Source organism: Cylindrospermopsis raciborskii Cr2010 (assembly GCF_003367075.2).
GTDB lineage: Bacteria > Cyanobacteriota > Cyanobacteriia > Cyanobacteriales > Nostocaceae > Raphidiopsis > Raphidiopsis raciborskii.
This window is the reverse complement of the sequence record NZ_CP065936.1, coordinates 1,587,066-1,606,449: the sequence shown is the minus strand read 5'-3', so window position 1 is coordinate 1,606,449 and position 19,384 is coordinate 1,587,066. Positions and strand designations below refer to the sequence as shown.

Genomic DNA, 19,384 nt, shown 5'->3' with positions numbered 1-19,384 from the left:
TTATGAGACTATAAGAGTATGGCGGTATTATTATGTTGGTCTATCCTTATCTACGGAAAATTTCAATTTTTGTACCCGGGTAATAAAAGGTAAGAATTTTGTCACTTGACCAACCTAATTGGGCTAAATTTTGAGACCCTGTTTGACTTAAACCTACTCCATGTCCTAACCCCCCACCAATAAAAGCATATCCCCATACCTGAGACTTTCCCTTATTTATTGGTTGTAAGTAAAACAGTGTACTTACAGGAGCTGCAAAAGCACTACGAACCTCATCTTTGTGTAAATCGAAGATTCCAATATCCGTTTTGACAGCCAATGCTAAAATTCTGCCACTGGGACTTCTTTTAGTAATGGACATCGCTTCAATATTCTTAAAATTGGCATACTGACTATTTTTCGCTTTTAGAAACTTTTGTAAATCTTTAGTAATATCCTCTAAACTTGTTTCTCTACGCCAACGAAATACATCCCATTTACTTTCGTTAAATCCTTGTTCCAAACTAATAAACTGACGAAAATTCTCTTCATCAGCCAAACTTTTCTGGGACAGGTTCCAAATGTCTTTAGGCCCATCTACCACGGGACGTAAATAAGGACGATCTTCCCCATTCCAAACATCACTAAAATAAGCTGTTACACCTCCCGTAGTGGAAGAATATAGAGCATCCACTAGCTCGTTCTTATAGGTTAACACTTTACCTCTAGTGCTGGCGATCGCCTGATCGGTTTTTTTACTTGCGCCATTCAATCCATCATATACCTGACAGTGGGTATCCGCACATAGCTGATAGTTATCCACAGCAAATCTATGTATATTGCGTAGGGCATAAGTACGAGCGATAATTGCTTGAGCTTCAAGAGCTGCTTCGGGTGCTTTTGTGCCAATTTCATAGGGTATAACTCCTCGTAAATAAGTTTCCACACCTACGAGATTTACCAAAGAGTAGCTACCATAGGCATTAGGTTGTAAATACAAATTACCAGGAAAAAGTTTTTTACCACCGGGTTTTCGGTTATTATTAACCCATATCTTTCCCTTGCGACTAGTAATTTCCAGATAACTACTAGTGTATTGACGACCATTAACTTCCCAGGTTACCCTAGCTACTTGTTTAATAACCTGCGTATTTAAATAAGGTAGTTTATCACCGGATGTATGAATGCTATTCAATAATAAACGTCTAAGTAAAGGAGTACTATAAACATCTCGCTTTGCCCAAACTTGCCAACGTTCTGGCTGGGCTATTTCCACTTCCAGACCCTGAGAACGCCACTTTTTGGCACTGTCTTCTGCTGTTTCAAAAGTCCGATAATCTCCCAGCACCAATACTTCCCACACTTGGGGTTGTCTGAGAGTTTCCATAATTGGAATCAGCTCAACAGTGTTAGCAGTAGAAATCACAGTTTTTTGTCCATCATTTGTCTGCCATTTTAGCGTTAAATCGTCACCAGAAGTAGCTTTGAGGTTTAATTTGTCCGTCTTAACCGAAGCAAATCGTTGTACAATGCCAATTTTCAGTTCCCTATCTTGACTGCTGATAGGATCGGAAGCTCCCGTCAGTCCCAATAGGGAAAGGGTGACTAGTATATTGCATGCAGAACGCCAGAAAAATATTCTCATGAAAACTTCAATGAAACCTGATTGAGTAATAGACGACGGTCACCCATAAACCCATAACATAATAATCGTTGATTTTTGCCCAAATCCCGACAATTACTACTAAATATTAGACTTTCTCCAGGAAACCCACCTAATAAACTCTACCTTTCCAGCTACCACCTTTACCTTGCCAATGACGATAAGCTGAATCTACGGTCATAAAGGTATAAAAGAGGGCAATTAGGGGTAAAAACCCGGCAAACCAGAGAGGACATTGGTAAAAGATAATGATGGGTAAATAAGCAAAACTCATTAATAGCCAAGTTATTAAACCCAGGGGAGAAATCAGCACATTATTTATACCTAAACCAATAATGATTCCCACCACAGGTAAGATATAAACTATCACCATACCCAACACACTACCCATTAATAGTAAGGGAGAGTAACTTAGCTGAGTATAGGCGCTGCGAGCTACCATGTTCCAAATAGTTTCTAAGGAATTATAGGGACGTAAACTGACAGTTAGGGAACTTAGTCCTAACCAAATTCTTCCCCCCTGGGATTTCACAGCTTTGGCTAAAGAACAATCATCAATTAAAGCGTGACTAATTGTTTTTAGTCCTCCAATTTTTTCTAGGGTTTGCTTACGAATTAAAACGCATCCACCCGCTGCTGCAGCCATAGATTTTTTGGGATTATTGACCCAAGCAAAGGGATAGAGTTTTTGAAAGAAGAAGACAAAAGCAGGTATTAATAGTTTTTCCCAAAAACTTTGACACCGGAGCTTGACCATTATAGATACTAGATCTAAACCTTTTGTTTCTGCTTTGTGGACTAATTGACCTAAATTGCTTATATGATGTTCTATATCCGCATCGGTAAACAAAAAATAATCTGGGTTTAATTCCAGAGCTTTTTGCACACCCTGTTCCATTGCCCAAATTTTGCCAGTCCAACCTGTGGGTAAATCCCTACCAGTCACAACTTCTACTTGGTTAACCCGACCAACTGCATAAGCTGCTTCCTTGGCAAAATCGGCCGTACCATCCCTACTTTGGTCATCCACTAGAAATATATTCACCTCACCTGGATAGTCTTGTAACAAAAGTGATTTTATGGTTGTGGCTATAAAATATGCTTCGTTACGTGCTGGAATTATTATACAAATTCTAGGTAAAAATGTGAAGTTATTTGTTGTAGGGGTTATGGGCTTTAATAGTTGATCTACCCGCCAAAACTGCCCCCAAAATAAAAGCAAAAACAACCAAGTCCCTAAGGATAAAACCATCAAACCTAATAGAATTTGTTCCATCTCCGCTTCTCTAAGGTATTAGTTTCATCAGAAATATACTCGAATATAGATAAATATGATAATATAATAGGTATCACCAAGGCTAGGTGGCAAAACTCCACGGAGGGGGATCTGTTAAAATCAACGTTTTATGCAAACACAACCTAGGACAAATATTAAGGAAATTACCCAGGCGATCGCAGCTAGTCAAGAGCATCTATTGTCAATCCAGAGACCAGAGGGCTATTGGTGGGGTGAACTAGAGTCAAATGTGACTATTACTGTAGAAGTTTTACTGTTACATAAAATTTGGGGAACCTGTGAAAATAGGGCTTTATATAAAATTGAAAATTATTTGCGATGCCAACAAAGAGAACATGGTGGTTGGGAACTATACTATGGAGATGGGGGAGATCTTAGTACCAGCGTGGAAGCTTATATGGGCTTAAGATTATTGGGAGTACCTGCAACGGATACAGCACTGGTAAAAGCTAAATCCTGGATTTTAAAAAAAGGTGGCATTAGTAAAACCCGCATTTTCACCAAATTACATCTAGCATTAATCGGTTGTTATAACTGGCGAGGGTTACCTTCATTACCGCCCTGGGTCATGCTATTACCAGATTATTTCCCCTTCAATATTTATGAGCTTTCCAGTTGGGCCCGTTCTAGCACAGTACCATTATTAATAGTCTTTAATCAAAAACCAGTCTTTGATATAGATTCTCCCATTAGTTTAGATGAGCTATATGCTGAAGGAATAGATAATGCGCAGTGGGAACTGCCAAAAAACAATGATTGGTCAGACATCTTCACCCTATTAGATGATGGGTTCAAATTGGCAGAAAGTTTAAATTTAGTCCCATTGCGAGACCAGGGGATAAAAGCAGCAGAGAAATGGATTTTAGAGCGTCAAGAGTCTACGGGGGACTGGGGAGGAATTATTCCTGCCATGTTAAATTCCCTATTAGCTTTAAAATGTCTAAACTATAAAGCAGACGACCCAATTATTTATAGAGGTTTAAAGGCGGTTGATAATTTTGTCATCGAAACAGATAACAGCTACTGCGTGCAGCCTTGTGTCTCTCCCGTATGGGACACAGCCTGGGCAATTCGGGCCCTAATTGATTCGGGTATGGCTCCGGATGACCCAGTAATTGTTAAAGCTGGGGAATGGTTAATAGATAAGCAAATAATAGATTATGGAGACTGGGCTGTCAAAAATAAACAAGGCCAACCTGGTGCTTGGGCATTTGAATTCCACAATCGCTTTTATCCTGATGTGGATGATTCTGCTGTGGTAGTGATGGCCTTACATCAAGCCAAATTACCCAATGAAAATCTAAAAAAACAAGCTATTAAACGAGCTGTGAATTGGATTATATCCATGCAATGCAAATCCGGGGGTTGGGCCGCTTTTGATATTGATAATGACCAAGAATGGCTAAATTATATCCCATACGGTGATTTGAAAGCTATGATTGACCCTAATACTGCGGATGTTACCGCTAGGGTAATTGAAATGTTGGGTGTTTGTAAACTATCCATCCCATCCCAGAAGCTAGATCAAGCTATGAATTATCTGCTGGGGGAGCAAGAAACAGAAGGTTGTTGGTTTGGACGTTGGGGAGTTAATTATATCTATGGAACTAGTGGTGTACTATCAGCTTTGGCCTTGATTAATCCCCAGAAATATCTTAGTAATATAGAAAAAGGTGCCAACTGGTTGAAACAAGTACAAAACCCTGACGGTGGTTGGGGTGAAACCTGTTTGAGTTATGGTGACCCCAACTTTAAGGGAAAAGGTGATAGCACACCATCTCAAACCGCATGGGGATTAATGGGACTAATTGCTGCTGGTGAAGCAAAGCAAAAGTTTGATTTGGCCACTATGGAAAAAGCTGTTAATTACTTATTAACAACCCAAAGATTAGACGGTACTTGGGATGAGTCATACTTTACCGGAACTGGTTTCCCCGGTCATTTTTATCTCAAATATCATCTCTATCAACAGTATTTTCCCTTACTAGCTTTGGGGAGATATAGGAGAATTGTGAACTCTACTTGGCCTTAATCGGAGTTAAAGCTACACCCTTGTAGTAGTATCCTAGGATTTGTAAGTGGTTGAATCCATTTTTGGCTAGAATATAAGCTCCCCATTGACTCATTCCTAAACCATGGCCAAAACCTAATCCTTGTAGAACAAAGTTACCATTTACATCTTTATTCACCGTGAAACGGGTGCTTCTAAGCTTGAGGATGGTACGAACTTCTTCACCTTTGAGAACCTTGCTTCCTTGATCACCAACAATTCTTAAGGTTTTAACACTCCGAAAAGGAGATAAAGACTCAATCATTATTTCCTTCACATTACCCACACCGGGAACACGGGCACTAATTTCTTCCGAACTGAAAGTGGTGTTCCAGTTACATTCCCTGATGTTTTGGTCAAAATCTTGAACTGCTCGCAAGTAAGGAAGAGGGTTCCCCCATACATCCTCCACATTTTCCGTATGTCCACCAGAACAAGCGTGAAATGCTGAAAGAATAATTTGGTTCTCATAGGTGAGAACCTGACCTGCAGTTTTATCAACCGCACTATAGGTTCTACGAGATTCACTACTTACACCGTGATAAACTTGCCAACTATCAGGACTATCCCCTAGGTCATAGAGAGGATTGTTCCGTTGTTCCTTTCTCTTGTACAAAGCATAGGTACGAGCTGCGATCGCCTGGGCTTTGAGAGCTTCTTCATGCCAACTAGAGCTCATTTCTCCACCAACCACACTGTAGAGATACTCTTCTAGATCTACCCAGTTGATAGCAGTTATACCTTTTCCCGTGGGTACAATAAGAGTTCTACCACGAAACCAGCGATCGCCTATGTAGACATATCCTTTAGCAGTAGGTTCAATCCAAAATAAACCAGACTGCCATCTGTCTAAAGCTACTCCTCCTGGAATTGCCTGTGCTGCATAGGAATTACTACCTGTTAGTTCTCCTAAATTGCGTCCAGAACCATCCTTAACCACAGCTGTAGTGGATGCACCAACCTTAATTTGCTCAACTTCCTTTTCGATAGCTATACGCAAAATAACGGATGCTTGAGCGGGAGCGGTGAAAGCGAACCATAAAATAATAGCTATCCACCAATTTTTGCTCCAACGGTAAGGAGATAAAGAGTTTAGTAAAGTATTCAAGTGTAATTGGTTTTTCATGCTAATAATACTAATAATTGAAGTTAAAAGCTTTTACCAGTTTACACGAAATTTCTGTGCTAGGCAATTTTCTGCTGGTTATTTCCCAGGTTCAACAGGGTTAAAAATTAAAGTTGGTATCAGAATGGTGGAATTGATTAGAGACAATACCAATTAAATTGAAATCGCTCAATATTTCCCTAGCTTGTATGAGTTGATCTGGAGTTAATTGTCCAATTTTTCCCACCATGACAATACTATTAGAAACCGATGCCATAATTCTAGCTTCCACACCATCCAATAGGGAACAAGCATCAATAATTACCAGGTCATAAATACCATCCAATACTTCCAGTAACTCCTGGAATTTTCCCGATGTCAATAAACTAACTACATTATCTGGTTGTGGTCCTGCGGTGAGAACATCAATCAGGGGATGAATGGGTTGAACATAATTGGCAAATTGTGTCTTGATATCGTCCAGCAATAACAGAGATAAACCCCAATCATTATGAATTGACAGAACTTTGTGCAATTGGGGAGAGCGTAAATTTCCATCAATAACTAATACTCTTTGGTGCATATTTGCCGCACTAGCACCTAAGCCTATAGCCAAAGTTGTTTTACCCTCTCCTGGTAATGCAGAAGTCAACATTAAAGATTTAAATGGCAGGGAATTATGGCTGACTTGCAGATTATGATAAATCATATCCAGGTTCCGATTACCGGATAAGCTAATTACATCCCTTGTATTTTCTGCAATTGCTGCTGTTTCTTGTTTTCGTTGAATTATTTCTTTTAATCTAGTTTTGATTCTGCTTTTCCAACTATTTTTAAAAATAGATGTGCCTAATTGAGGGAGAGAACCAAGTAAAGGAATGTTGGCAATGTTTTGTAAGTCTAGGGGTGAAATAATTGCCCGGTTGAACATTTCCCGTACCAACACTACAATAATACCCAAAATTGGTCCGGTTACTATTCCTCCCAGAATCAATAGCCATTTTCTGTTACCAATATAAATTCCTATATTTGGTGTCTCTAAAACTTCCAACTGAAAACTGCTTTGAGCAATTTTCATTCCCAAAGACTGTTGAAATTGTAGCATTTGTCCGAGATTCTGTCTCTGGATTTTTGTTGCTGATAATAGCTGATTATACTCTGTAATAATCCCCGGAAATTTACTCAAAAGCTCGCGAATTTCAAGTTCAGATTTAGCCAATTTATTATCCTGCTCAACCAGCTGAATTTGTTGTTTTTTGAACTGGGATAAGTCTTCGGATAATGTCTTTTCTATTCCTGCAATATATTCGGGGTTTAATTTATCCTTTGTTGAGTTATTGACCTGGGAAAGTTGTAGTTCTTTTTTCAGAACCTCCAGTTGCATTTTGTGTTTTTCTTTGAGCCTAATTACCACCGGATAGCTTTCAGTATAACGAGAAAGTTGTTGAGCTAAGTTAGCTTCTGTCTTTCTAATTTCTGCAACCAAGTTTTGATAATTTTTACCATCATTTAAACTGGCGAAACTTTGTTGGTTTTGGAAAGATAAGAGTTTTCTTTCTATATCTTTGATTCTTGCATCTAAATCTTTAATTTGAGACCTATAATTTTCTCGTTGCTTTTGAATATCAGTCAAAGATTGGAAGAAGACTTTCGTTTGTATTTGTGGATCAATAAGACTATGTTTTTTTTGAAAAATAGCCAATTTTTTCTCTGCAGCTAAAGCATTAGTTTGCAATTTTGGCAATTGACTATTTACGAAATTCATTCCTTGACTAAGACGCTGATTTTTTACTTCCAGATTATAATCTTGATAAGCCTTTTCTAGAGCTTGTAGCACTCTTTGTGTTTTGACTGGATTGGAATCTTTAAATGAAATAACAAATATGGGGTTATTAACTTTAGATGTTGATGAAATATTATCAGCAAGTCTAATTTCTAACCGCCCATCTGTGCCAAAATCAACCTTGTCTCTAATATCTTTTAGTTGAATATCTGGATAATCTTTATGTAGTAAATCCACTGCTTTTTGTAAAATCTTGCCACTGAGCAAAAACCTCATTTGGTGACCATAAGAGTCAGTTTTATTAGAAGTCTGATTAGATCTTAACTCTGGTTCCAAATCATCACTAATCATGACCTGCATGGAGCTTTGATACATGGGTTTCGTGATAACAGCAATCAGACTTGTAACTGAAATTACTCCACAGGAAATACCCATGATCAAAAAGCGCCGATATGAGAGAATTTTTGATATTTTTCCTATATCAAATCTTTTTTTTGTCTGGGTATTAACCATCGATTTATCATTGAGAATAGTTGTGGTCACTAGACAAGTCCTCTAATATTCAAACTATATATATAGAGATTCTTCTAATGTCTATTTTTGGCAGACATTATGTAGTTATTGTGTAATCAACTAACAGATTCACTCTGATATATATTATGTCAGGACTATAATAGTAACTTTATCTCCAGAAATTTTAAAGCTTTGATAAACTTTTTGCTAAGGTTTTTATAGCCTTCCTATCCTGATATTATCTTGAGTGGAAACTTTTCTTTCTTGTCTAGAAATAATTCCTAGGGTAATTTGTTTCATCAATGAGTATAATGCCCAGAGAATTATGAAGCTGATAAGGATAATTACTAGCGGTTGTTTTCCTAGTAATTCTTCTATACCTTTAGTTAATATTGTATCTGGTTGAGTAACTAGATCCCAGCTGTTAAAGCGTAAGAAACGGCCCCAATAAATGCCAACAGCATTTAGTATATGGGTAATTAATTCTACTGGCAGAATCCATGAACTCCCCTGGATCCGGTGCAAATAGTGACCTAAATTAATGAGAGAAATAACATAAGCTTGAAATCCAGCCAGGATGACTAATAAATATGTGGGAATTAAGATTAGTGTAATTACCCAAATTGATGGAATATTGCGAATGTCATCAATCAGATGAATGACATCAGTTAATAGGTAGGGAGCATTGGGTAGAAAAGCATAGAACACTAAAAATACTGGCCACCAAACTAAGGATGGTTTTTGTCTCCCACGAAATAACCAAATACTTAGAACTAAGGGGATAAATGCTAAAAATAAGTTCCATGTCATCCATCTGATATTTATTTGTAATACCTGGATAACTTTCACTATTAATTCTATTACTTCTGCTTTCATGATTACAGGTTCACTCGCTTTATTTGTTTGGGTTGCAGTACTTGTTTAATTTGTTTCCCAAAGTGTCTAATTGCTTACCAGCTGCTTCTGCTGTAGTTAAGGATGACTCTATTCCCCTTTTAGCGTACCTAATTTTTTCTTGTCCAGATGGGGAGTTTAATGTTTTCTTTGCTTCACTAAGAGATTTAGCAGCTTTACCAATGTAATGGCTAAGACCAGCAAAATTTTGGCCCAGGTCACTCTGGAATTTTTGCAGTTGTGGATCGGTTAGGTGCAATTTTTTAATTGCTTTACTCGTGTTTCCCAAGTCTTGCGCTAGTTTTAAACTGGTTGCAATTTGAGAACCCTTACTTTGATCAATCATCATACTACCCTCACTCACAGCTTCTAATAATTGTTGACACTGGGAGACTTTACTCTGAGTACAACCGGTGACCAGAAAACCTATATATAGACAAAGGCATGCCATACTCTTACGCATAATTTATAGGGATAAAATAGTTTTTATCTGTTTCTTCTTCTGCTTCTCTCACCAACCTACCGGTAAACCCAAGTCATCTAGAGTTTTACCATCTGCTAACAGGGGTTGAATTGGACGGTCTATTTGAATTTTACCATCTGTTAGCACTAACGCACGTTGGGTGACTTTACCCAACCAGTTTAAGTCATGGGAAGCAATTAACAGAACCTGTATGGGCAATTTTAATAGGACTTGGGCTAAATGTCTTCTCCATGCAGGATCTAGTCCGGTGGTTGGTTCGTCTAAAATCAAGATTTCTGGCTCTAAAGCTAATACTGATGCAATTGCAGCTAAACGTCTTTGACCTCCAGATAGTTCATGATGGGAACGATGGGCATATTTTTCTAAACCAAAATCAGCTAGTAGTTGTCTGGCCTTTTCTTTAGCTACCACTGGTGCAACACCATAGTTGAGTGGTCCAAAGGTAATATCTTCTAATACTGTTGGCATAAACAGTTGATCATTGGCATCCTGAAAGACAAATCCAATTTGTTTACGTATTTTTGCTACGGTATTTGGCTCCACCGGAACCCCATTGATGGTAATTGTGCCACTCTGGGGATACTTTAACCCAATTAGGTTTTCTAAAAGAGTACTTTTCCCTGAACCAGTAGCACCAATTAAAGCCACGCGATCGCCTGTTTTTAATTTAAATGAAATATTTTTTAAGATTGTACACTTATTTGTATAAGCATACACTAGACTTTTCACTTCTAGGACAAGGGTCTCAGGAAACAAGTGGGTTATGGAAGAATAGGAGGTTAAGGATGTCAAAACTTATTACTTTAATATGAACTAACAGTGATATAACTAGCAATAACAATTACTAAAATAATTGTCAAAAGTTCTTGTGGTTTAGGTTGGAAATCCATGGGAAGTTGACCGTTGTAACCACGGGTAATCATAGCAGCATAAACTCGCTCTGCTCTTTCTAAAGTCCTTAAATACAAAGCACCAATCATAGCCGCACTAGCATAACGTAACCATCCCCTAGTACCACTTAAACCACGCAGTTGGGCACCGCGCTGCATCCGGTGAATTTCGGCCAGCAGAATTTCTAGGTATTGTCCTGCTAGGAGTAAATTTTCTTTTAATACTAGAGGAATGGGTAATCCTTTGAGCGCAATGCCAAAACTGTGGGGTGGTAGGGTAAGTAAAAAGCTGTTCATCACTATTAAACAAATCAGAGAACGAACTAATAAAAAACTGGCCTTTTCCCACCCTAGGGGTAATGCTACCAAACACAGGAAAATTAATTCCCCACCCAGTAACCCACCCAGTTTCACTATCTCTACCCCTAATATCACCACCCATACTAGAGCGATCGCTCCATAAATGTATAATTGCAGCCAACTGTGATACTTTAAAAAAGCCGTTCCGATGACTACAATTAAGGATAGTTGTAAGCGTAATGGCAAGGATATTTTAAGCATTTTTGGGTTTAATCACCTTAGCAATCCCAAAGGCTACGGCAAAGCAAGATGCTGCACCTAACAAACCAGTAATGCTTGTACCAATTTGCCCTAATCCGTTAATTTCATAATCAGCAAAGGGGGTGGGTACCACAATTCTGACTTCTTCGGCCAATTTAATAAACCCTAAATTCTCCGCTGCTTTTTCTAAGCCATCTGGCCATGCGGAAGCAAACAAGGATATAACTCCAGCAATCAGCAAAATGCTCACCACTGGTATTAACCAACCCCGAAATTTCTCTTCCTCTCCTGGTAGTAAGTCTGGACGTGATCTGGCTAAATACGCTAGTACACCCCCGGTAATTAATCCTTCCCCTATACCAATTAGAATATGTATACCCGTCATTGTAGGTAAGACTAAATTCACCGGTGCTGTCCCAGAAATCGCTAACTCAATAGCACAGGCGATCGCTGATACTACTACACTAATTCCTGCTGCTATACCTGCTGCTAGGGGTAAACGTTGTACAGAACCACCCAGCAAACGCTGTAAAGTCTGGGTTAATATCCATGCTACCCAAACCCCAATTACTCCTAAGTTTAAAATGTTAGCTCCTAAAGCAGTAATTCCACCATCGGCAAACAACACAGCTTGAATAATCAAAACCGTCCCTAAACAGAGAATTCCCGCCCAAGGACTGCCTAAAATTATTGCTCCTAATGCAGCACCTGAAAGGTGTCCACTCGTACCTCCAGCTACGGGAAAATTCACCATTTGCGCAGCAAATATAAAGGCTGTGGTTAGTCCTAATAAGGGAGCTCGACGTACTCCAAAGGCAGTTTGCGATCGCCTGAATGATATAAATAATGCAGCTGCACTAGCTAAACTAGTAGTTGTTGCTACTGGTACTGAAATAAATCCATCTGGTATATGCATAAAAACCCCGGATTTTTGTTTTTTTGATACTAGGTTAAGCAATACTGGGCAATACAATTACAAACTCAAGAGATATCAAAAGAGACATCAAATTTACAGGAAACTATATTTTGCTTATTTTCACAATGCCATATGGGAGGATATTTTGACAGAATTTTAGGATATTTTTAGAATGTTTTCTAATGGAAACAATTGCCACCTGAAACTTTCACATCAAACCATAAATATTTGTAAATAGTTATAATAGTTTAGAATATGAAGCAGCGGTAGCTAAAAACAAAATCACCGCCCCCATAGAGTATCAAGATTCCCGTGGTTTCGTCATCTACTCCCATGAACTATATCAGGGTGTTTCCCCACAAATGGCAACAGTGAATCCGGAAGCACAAAAAGCCATAGATACAGCTCTAACTGAACTGCTACAAGTTTGGCCTTCTGCTATCCCACCTAATCAGATAGTGAAAACTCCCGAGCAAGTGAGCTCACTGGTTAAAACCATAGAAGAAAATGCCAAATTTTTCACTATGATGTAATCTGTAAGCTAGTTTAGCCAGGAAAAACCATCTAGAATAAGGAATTAAGTGAAAAAAAGAGGGAAAAAGTTAGCAACTTCATCCAGATAGTTCAGTTAAAAACCGTATAACTGCTCACTCAAGTCCTGACAAATTTTCATTTTTCTTATCTCTACAACCAATGCGCGAACTAGATCACCCAAAGACAATTGACATTCTCAACACCATCATGGAATTTGAACTAGCTGGAGTAGTGCGCTACACCCATTATTCCTTGATGGTCACTGGACCAAATCGCTTGCCAATAGTTGCTTTTTTTAAAGCTCAAGCCAGCGAATCTCTAGTGCATGCACAACAAGTAGGAGAAATTTTAACCGGTTTAGATGGACATCCGACTCTCAGAATTGCTCCCATGGAAGAAACCTTCAAGCATAGCGTCAAGGATATCTTGCAAGAAAGTTTAATCCATGAAGGAAAAGCACTGGATATGTACAAATCACTTCTAAAGAATGTTACTGATGCTAGTATTTATTTAGAAGAGTTTGCCCGGAACATGATTGGACAGGAAGAGATGCATAATCTCGAACTCAAAAAGATGCTCCGAGACTTCAGTTAATAGAATAAAGATACCCAATAAGTTGGGTATCTTTAATATCCATGAAAACCTTATTAATTAAATTAATTGACAATGAATTTTAGTGTTGCTCTACCTACATTTGTGATTACCCTACGGGAAGGCGTAGAAGCTGCTTTAGTAGTTGGTATTGTCCTAGCCTTATTAAATAAGTCCAAACAATCTCAATTGAATATTTGGGTTTATGCGGGCGTGGTAGTTGGTATTATTGTGAGTGGTTTAATCGGTATTTTATTTACCGGACTAATTAAATTTTTAGGATCTGTTAATCCGGAATACACCAGTATAGTTGAACCGATTTTGGAGGGAATATTTAGCATACTAGCTATCATCATGCTCAGTTGGATGCTAATTTGGATGACCCAACAGGCTAAATTTCTCAAATCACAAGTTGAGGTAGCGGTCAAACAGGCTTTAACTAAAAACAACAATGCTGGTTTAGGAATTTTCAGTTTAGTACTAATTGCCGTAGTCCGTGAAGGTTTTGAGACAGTTTTATTTATAGCTGCTAATTTTCAACAAGGGTTGTTGCCAACCATGGGAGCAATTGGCGGTTTAGCAACAGCAGCAGGAATTGGGGTTTTGTTGTTTAAACTGGGTGTAAGAATTAACATTGGGAGATTTTTCCAAGTCATGGGAATTTTATTAGTTTTAATAGTTGGGGGACTATTAGTTTCTGGACTGGGACATTTTGATGATGCAATTGCTAGTTTAGCTCTTAGTAGTCGTGCATCAGAAAATCTTTGTTTTTACTATGAACACTTTACCAAAATCCATTCTTGCATTTTGGGTCCATTAGTTTGGAACTCCAGTTCAATATTACCCGATGAAAAATTTCCGGGAATTATTTTCAAATCCTTATTTGGTTATACGGATAAGCTCTACTTAGTACAAGGAATGGGATACTTACTGTTGTTAACTACTGTTGGTGGTTTATATTTTCGTAGTTTGAACACCAGAAATAATCCACCTAGAAAAAATACCCTAACCACTCAAGAATAGGTATTATTCCAGTTCATCTTCTTTAGTTACCATCCTTAAATCATCAGGAGTATTGCAGTTAAACAATATATGTGGTGTTGATAGGGGTAGAGTAGCAACTGGATATAGTTTGAGCCACCCTTGAAAAGAACGCCCTCCTTGATTAATAAAATCCAAAAGTAGGGGTAAACAACTAGTGCGATAGAAACCGCAAAGAGGTTCCCAACCATAATCGTTTTTCGCTAACCAGGCAATATTTTGGGGTTGTGTATTGTCCAATTCCTGTACCCAATCTTGGAAAACTGGAATTTGCAAATTTGGTAAATCACAAGCTAATAACAAAACCCATTCTGTGACTGTTTTTTCCATTCCCCTAGCAAAACCTACTAGGGGACCTTGGGTATGGTTTGGGTCCTCTTGAATAAATTCACATCCTGGTAAATATAGATCTTCATATCTTTCCACCCAGGGTGTGACCACATATATCTTGTTAGTACAACTTTTAGCCACATGATAGACCTTTTCTAACAAAGGGACTCCCCCAATGGGAATTAGAGCTTTGTCTTTGCCCATTCTAGAACTTTTACCACCCGCCAAAATTATGCCACTCAATTCTGTCATAGGTCATAGTGTAGTAAATCTAGTTTTTAAAAACTGGATTCGTCTGAGTTTATAGCTTGAGCTAAAAATTCCATTGCTTGGGTCTTAGTCTTAATTTTACCATCCAGAGTAGCAATCAATAAATGATCTAAAATATGCTTGAAAATTGGACCTGGTTTGTAACCCATTTTTTTTAAGTCATCTCCCTTTAATAAAGGTTGAACATGCACTAAATCCCTCCAATAATACCAGATTTTTCTTCTAATCTCTCGGGAACTTTTTACAGCTATCAACATTAAAGTTCCGGAGTCATATTTTTGTAGTAGGTTAAATATTGCACTGGCTAATTCACAATTTGGCAACTCTCTATTTATTTCTACCTGTGCTGCTCCCAGCTTCTTGAGTCTATTTACACTGCTGTCTGATAATTGTAAGTTTTCTGCCACCTTACTTCCATACTCTGGTTCTAAGCTGCTAATTAATATCTCTAACCGTATTAACCAAGTAGGTGGTAATTGTTGAGCTGGTTGCCAAAATCTGTCTTGAATTTTCAATAGTTTTTCCAATAAAACCAATTCTCGCAAGATGCCATAATTTAAATTACAGGTATAATGAATACATTGTAAAGCTCCTAACTGATCTAATAATTTTAAAGCCGATTGCCAATAGGGTGCTTGTAAAATCAGTTTTAATTCAGCTTTCAATCGAGTATGCAAAGCTGGTGTTTTGATATTTTCTTGCACTGTTCTATCATAAACACCACTATTAATGGCATAATGGATGTACTCAGCAGTTCGCTGTTCAATGGCAAAACCAAACCTGATGGCAAACCGCACTCCTCGATAAATTCGGGTGGGATCTTCAATAAAACTATTGGGGTGCAAAACTCTAATTTTTCGGGATCTTAAATCTATTAATCCACCAAAAAAATCTAGTAATTCACCACAGTGGGGAGATGTTAATCTTAGTGCCATGGCATTAATTGTAAAGTCTCTTCTATATAAATCTTGCCGAATGGAACTGGCTTCTACTTCTGGATTTGCTGCAGGATAAGGATAAAATTCTGTTCTAGCTGTGGCAATATCTACCCATAAACAATCTAATTCCGGATCTTTATGCCACAATAACGCCGCAGTTTGAAATGCTCCATGAATTTCTAAACGGCTATTTTGATAAATTTGCTGTAGCTCCCTGGCTAATTCTACTCCAGCTCCCACATCTGCACTTTGATGAAAACCATCTACTACTAGGTCAATATCATGGAGCATTAATTGGTTGCTTGGATCATTCTCTAATAGCAAATCCCTAACCGCCCCACCAACTAAATACAAATGCCAACCTCTTGCTTGCGCTGCTTGGGATGCTCTAGTTAATAATTGCCAAAATTGGGGAGCAAGTCGATGTTCTAATTCCAGGTTTAACTTAATTGAATCTAATTCCTGACCATTACTCTGTGGTGCTAATGGCAAATTTTTAATTTCCAGTTGGTGCAGTTGTCTGAGAAGGTCAGTTCTGGTGACAATACCCACTAAATTACCATTTTCTAAAACTGGCAATCTGCCAATGTTATAAGTTACCATTAAGGACTCGATTTGTGGTAATTCGGTGTGGGGTGTAATGGTTTTTAAATCCGTGGTCATATACCCTTTAACCGGTGCATGACCAAAACCATGATGTAGGGCAATATCTAGGTCTCTTCGGGAAATAATACCTACTAACTTGTCTTGGTTATTGACCACAGATAACCCAGAATGTCCATAACGTAATAATATTCTTTGAGCTTGAGCAATTGTGGTTTCTGGTCTGATAGTTCTCACAGGAGAAGACATTAAATCTCTGGCTATGGGTGGTTGGGGAATTTGCAGTTTTAGTCCAGCTAATAGGTTTTCTAAAACTATGGCTGAACTGGTGTTTTTAACATTTAAGGATGCTGCTTGAGAATGCCCACCACCATCAAATGGGGTAAATAATATATTTAGGTTAGTATGGGGAATTTGGGTTCTACCAATTACTGTTAATCTTAATTCGGCATCGTTATATGTATATTCATGGGCTAAAAGTAAGGCATCAATTTCTGTTAACTGCATCAGTTGCGCTGCTAAACCTGATAGCCCAGGAACAAAATTATCTGTTTTCAGGGTCATCCAAGCAATGGTGTACCCCCTCCAACACAAATATTCTAGTCTTTGTAAACATTCACCTAATAATCTTTGAATTTCTGGTGATAACCCAGGATCTCTATAGGTGGCAATTACTCCTAGATTTGCTCCCCTCTCCATTAACCAAGCTAATGCTACTGCATCTCTCGCTGTAGACTGACCATAGGTTAGGGAACCTGTATCTACATGAATGCCTAAAGCCATCACTGTAGCTTGAGCAGCATTAATAATTATATTCTCTTTAATTAACTCTTCTACTATTAGGGTGGTTGTTGCACCTACTTCACTAATATATAACCTAGTGGCAATAATGTCACTCTCTTGATTGATATGATGATCGTAAACTGTAACTTCTACTAGATTGGCTAGGTCTAACCATGCTTGGACTTTACCTAAACGATTGCGCTGTTGGGTATCTACTATGCTTAAGAAGCGAATATGCTCAGAGTTGACAGAACGTTTTTCAATTAGGGGATACTCATCTCGATATAGGGAGAGAAAGTCTCTTACTGGTGGATGGGCTCCTCCAGTCAATACTATTTTACTACCTGGTTTAAGACAAGCTAATCCCACCGCCGCCCCTAAAGCGTCAAAATCAGCAGTTGTGTGACAAAGAATTATTTCCATAACAGGGGGGACTTCCCAATATAAGGGATTTATTTGATGATAAAATTATGTAACTCTGTCTATGATAACGCGACAGTCCGTTTACAAGTCATGATTTCGGTGTATTGGGAAAAGTAAAATGACCATAGTATTCCAATTTGCTTTAGTATCTTTGGTTTTGTTCTCTTTCGTCCTGGTGGTAGGTGTTCCTGTTGCTTACGCAACCCCTCAAAACTGGGTTGATTCCAAAAAGCTCCTTTGGCTCGGTTCCGGAATTTGGATTGCTTTAGTCCTTTTGGTTGGTGTATTAAACTTCTTTGTGGTTTAAAGAACAATTACCAATGGACAAAAAACCATAATCTAAAGATTAGAGGAGCTGATAGTTATTAACTTAACTGTTTATACTTATCCACTCTTCTATCTTTTTACCCTAAGTTACAGTTAAACAAATTTAATCCTTTATATTTACTTAAAGAGGCAATAATGGCAGTTTTTGAGGGAACATTTACTCAAGCGGAAGCTTTAAAGTTTGCTCTGGTTATTGGTCGCTTCAATGACCTCGTGACTGTAAAGCTGTTGGAAGGATGCCAAGACTGTCTCAAGCGTCATGGGATAAATCCTGACCCCCAAGGAAATCAAGTAGATTATGTTTGGGTTCCCGGTAGTTTTGAAATTCCCACAGTGGCGCGTCAGTTAGCAATTTCTCAACGTTATGATGCAATAATATGTCTAGGTGCAGTAATTAAGGGACAAACACCTCATTTTGATTATGTATCCGCTGAAGTATCTAAAGGAATTGCTGCAGCCAGCTTTCAAACTGGTGTGCCAGTGATTTTTGGGATTTTGACTACAGATACCATGCAACAAGCGTTGGAAAGAGCAGGGATTAAAAGTAATCACGGTTGGAATTATGCCATGGATGCCATAGAAATGGCTAGTTTGATGCGCCAATTGCGCCCCAATCTGGCAAAATCAGTCCAATCCTAAATTCCTGGAACAAAAATTATTGGATTATTATTTAGGAATTTTTTAAAAATAGGGGTTGACAATCTACCAAAAATCTGAGATATTAGGAGTGTGTTGAATATGCGGGTATAGCTCAGTGGTAGAGCGCAACCTTGCCAAGGTTGATGTCGCGCGTTCGAATCGCGTTACCCGCTCTGAAAAAAGTATCACCAATTCAATTTTGGTGAAATGTGGCGGTTTTGATTTTAGTCAGAATATATTAGAGGAGGCGTGAATCTCAAAACTTTGGAGTTTAATAACGGTCTCCTGAAATTATGTTGTTCTTAACCCAGAATGAATTCACCCCCTCAACCTCGCTACAGATATTTACACTCGTCGTGCCACCTCAGAAACTAGAAAAAATAGACCTAGATGCGGATCATGCTTGTCCCTGCAGGCATCGGGGCCGCCTAGTACCCATCACCCTAACGGATGCTTTCGGATGCGATCGCTGTCAACAAATATTTGTTGTAGAAGGTAATGGTTATGTACTAGAACAGCTCTGTACTAATTACCCCTATAAGCGAACTTGGTCTTGGACTGGGAGAAAATGGAACCCAATGCAACCCAAATTAGGGAAAAATCAATTTCCCATGGTTTTAGCCATGATCTTGTTATTCGCGATTATTGGGTTACCGTTAGCATTCCGATTTACCAATGGTTCAGGTATGATTATTTGGGCAACTATTGTGGTATTATTAGCCACTCTACCTGCAATTATTGCCTGGTTCAATTATAGACCTTGATTTTAT

Annotated in this window: 17 protein-coding genes, 1 tRNA gene and 1 pseudogene; 8 read left to right on the top strand and 11 right to left on the bottom strand. The window is 38.4% G+C overall.

What is annotated here, in order from left to right; translation table 11 throughout:
* Positions 1 to 46: 46 nt before the first annotated feature.
* Complete coding sequence (locus tag C6N34_RS07285; RefSeq protein ID WP_115539234.1) at positions 47 to 1,624, bottom strand: SpoIID/LytB domain-containing protein; 1,578 nt, start codon at positions 1,622 to 1,624, stop codon at positions 47 to 49.
* Between the two features lie 130 nt (positions 1,625 to 1,754).
* A complete protein-coding gene (locus C6N34_RS07280) occupies positions 1,755 to 2,918 on the bottom strand; it encodes a glycosyltransferase (RefSeq protein ID WP_115539235.1) in 1,164 nt (387 codons plus the stop codon).
* 130 nt (positions 2,919 to 3,048) lie between these two features.
* Between C6N34_RS07280 and shc the strand changes: the two genes are divergently transcribed.
* A complete protein-coding gene (gene shc, locus C6N34_RS07275; RefSeq protein ID WP_115539236.1) occupies positions 3,049 to 4,971 on the top strand; it encodes a squalene--hopene cyclase in 1,923 nt (640 codons plus the stop codon).
* Here shc and C6N34_RS07270 read toward each other — a convergent pair.
* The 7 genes from C6N34_RS07270 to C6N34_RS07240 form a co-directional block, all read right to left on the bottom strand.
* Positions 4,958 to 6,115 carry a SpoIID/LytB domain-containing protein gene (locus tag C6N34_RS07270; protein WP_115539237.1) on the bottom strand — a complete coding sequence of 386 codons (1,158 nt, stop codon included), beginning with the start codon at positions 6,113 to 6,115 and terminating at the stop codon, positions 4,958 to 4,960. The genes shc and C6N34_RS07270 overlap by 14 nt on opposite strands.
* Before the next feature lie 100 nt (positions 6,116 to 6,215).
* Positions 6,216 to 8,420 (bottom strand): GumC family protein, encoded by a 2,205-nt coding sequence (locus C6N34_RS07265; protein ID WP_236107462.1) that lies wholly within the window; start codon positions 8,418 to 8,420, stop codon positions 6,216 to 6,218.
* A 186-nt stretch (positions 8,421 to 8,606) separates the two neighbouring features.
* Positions 8,607 to 9,266: a DUF1361 domain-containing protein gene (locus C6N34_RS07260; protein WP_115539239.1), complete on the bottom strand. Its 660-nt coding sequence runs from the start codon at positions 9,264 to 9,266 to the stop codon at positions 8,607 to 8,609.
* 19 nt (positions 9,267 to 9,285) lie between these two features.
* On the bottom strand, positions 9,286 to 9,747 hold the full coding sequence (locus tag C6N34_RS07255; RefSeq protein WP_072149048.1) for a hypothetical protein: 462 nt from the start codon (positions 9,745 to 9,747) through the stop codon (positions 9,286 to 9,288).
* 48 nt (positions 9,748 to 9,795) lie between these two features.
* The gene (locus C6N34_RS07250) at positions 9,796 to 10,560 is read right to left on the bottom strand and encodes an energy-coupling factor ABC transporter ATP-binding protein (RefSeq protein WP_102939209.1); all 765 of its coding nucleotides are present in this window, start codon (positions 10,558 to 10,560) and stop codon (positions 9,796 to 9,798) included.
* Positions 10,561 to 10,571: 11 nt separating this feature from the next.
* Positions 10,572 to 11,219: an energy-coupling factor transporter transmembrane component T family protein gene (locus C6N34_RS07245; RefSeq protein WP_057176848.1), complete on the bottom strand. Its 648-nt coding sequence runs from the start codon at positions 11,217 to 11,219 to the stop codon at positions 10,572 to 10,574.
* The gene (locus C6N34_RS07240) at positions 11,212 to 12,135 is read right to left on the bottom strand and encodes an energy-coupling factor ABC transporter permease (protein WP_006279062.1); all 924 of its coding nucleotides are present in this window, start codon (positions 12,133 to 12,135) and stop codon (positions 11,212 to 11,214) included. The genes C6N34_RS07245 and C6N34_RS07240 overlap by 8 nt, the downstream gene beginning before the upstream one ends.
* Before the next feature lie 251 nt (positions 12,136 to 12,386).
* Between C6N34_RS07240 and C6N34_RS07235 the strand changes: the two are divergent.
* From C6N34_RS07235 to C6N34_RS07225, 3 genes and pseudogenes are all read left to right on the top strand, one after another.
* A pseudogene (locus C6N34_RS07235) lies at positions 12,387 to 12,668 on the top strand (helix-hairpin-helix domain-containing protein); the annotation flags it as partial.
* Positions 12,669 to 12,828: 160 nt separating this feature from the next.
* The gene (locus C6N34_RS07230; protein ID WP_115539240.1) at positions 12,829 to 13,263 is read left to right on the top strand and encodes a ferritin-like domain-containing protein; all 435 of its coding nucleotides are present in this window, start codon (positions 12,829 to 12,831) and stop codon (positions 13,261 to 13,263) included.
* Positions 13,264 to 13,335: 72 nt separating this feature from the next.
* On the top strand, positions 13,336 to 14,283 hold the full coding sequence (locus C6N34_RS07225) for an FTR1 family iron permease (RefSeq protein WP_115539241.1): 948 nt from the start codon (positions 13,336 to 13,338) through the stop codon (positions 14,281 to 14,283).
* Between the two features lie 3 nt (positions 14,284 to 14,286).
* Here the strand turns inward: C6N34_RS07225 and C6N34_RS07220 are convergent, their stop codons facing one another.
* Together C6N34_RS07220 and C6N34_RS07215 are read right to left on the bottom strand one after the other, a co-directional pair.
* Positions 14,287 to 14,883, bottom strand: coding sequence for a molybdenum cofactor guanylyltransferase (locus tag C6N34_RS07220; protein ID WP_115539242.1), 597 nt, complete (start codon positions 14,881 to 14,883; stop codon positions 14,287 to 14,289).
* 26 nt (positions 14,884 to 14,909) lie between these two features.
* Positions 14,910 to 17,648, bottom strand: a complete 2,739-nt coding sequence (locus tag C6N34_RS07215) for a CBS domain-containing protein (RefSeq protein ID WP_115539243.1) — start codon at positions 17,646 to 17,648, stop codon at positions 14,910 to 14,912.
* A 118-nt stretch (positions 17,649 to 17,766) separates the two neighbouring features.
* Between C6N34_RS07215 and psbZ the strand changes: the two genes are divergently transcribed.
* From psbZ to C6N34_RS07195, 4 genes are all read left to right on the top strand, one after another.
* The gene (psbZ, locus tag C6N34_RS07210; RefSeq protein WP_006279055.1) at positions 17,767 to 17,955 is read left to right on the top strand and encodes a photosystem II reaction center protein PsbZ; all 189 of its coding nucleotides are present in this window, start codon (positions 17,767 to 17,769) and stop codon (positions 17,953 to 17,955) included.
* 155 nt (positions 17,956 to 18,110) lie between these two features.
* Entirely contained in the window at positions 18,111 to 18,614 is a 504-nt protein-coding gene (gene ribH / locus C6N34_RS07205; RefSeq protein WP_006279054.1) for a 6,7-dimethyl-8-ribityllumazine synthase, read from the top strand.
* Between the two features lie 101 nt (positions 18,615 to 18,715).
* A tRNA-Gly gene (locus C6N34_RS07200) sits at positions 18,716 to 18,787 on the top strand.
* Between the two features lie 183 nt (positions 18,788 to 18,970).
* Entirely contained in the window at positions 18,971 to 19,378 is a 408-nt protein-coding gene (locus C6N34_RS07195; protein WP_006279053.1) for a hypothetical protein, read from the top strand.
* Positions 19,379 to 19,384 lie beyond the last annotated feature (6 nt).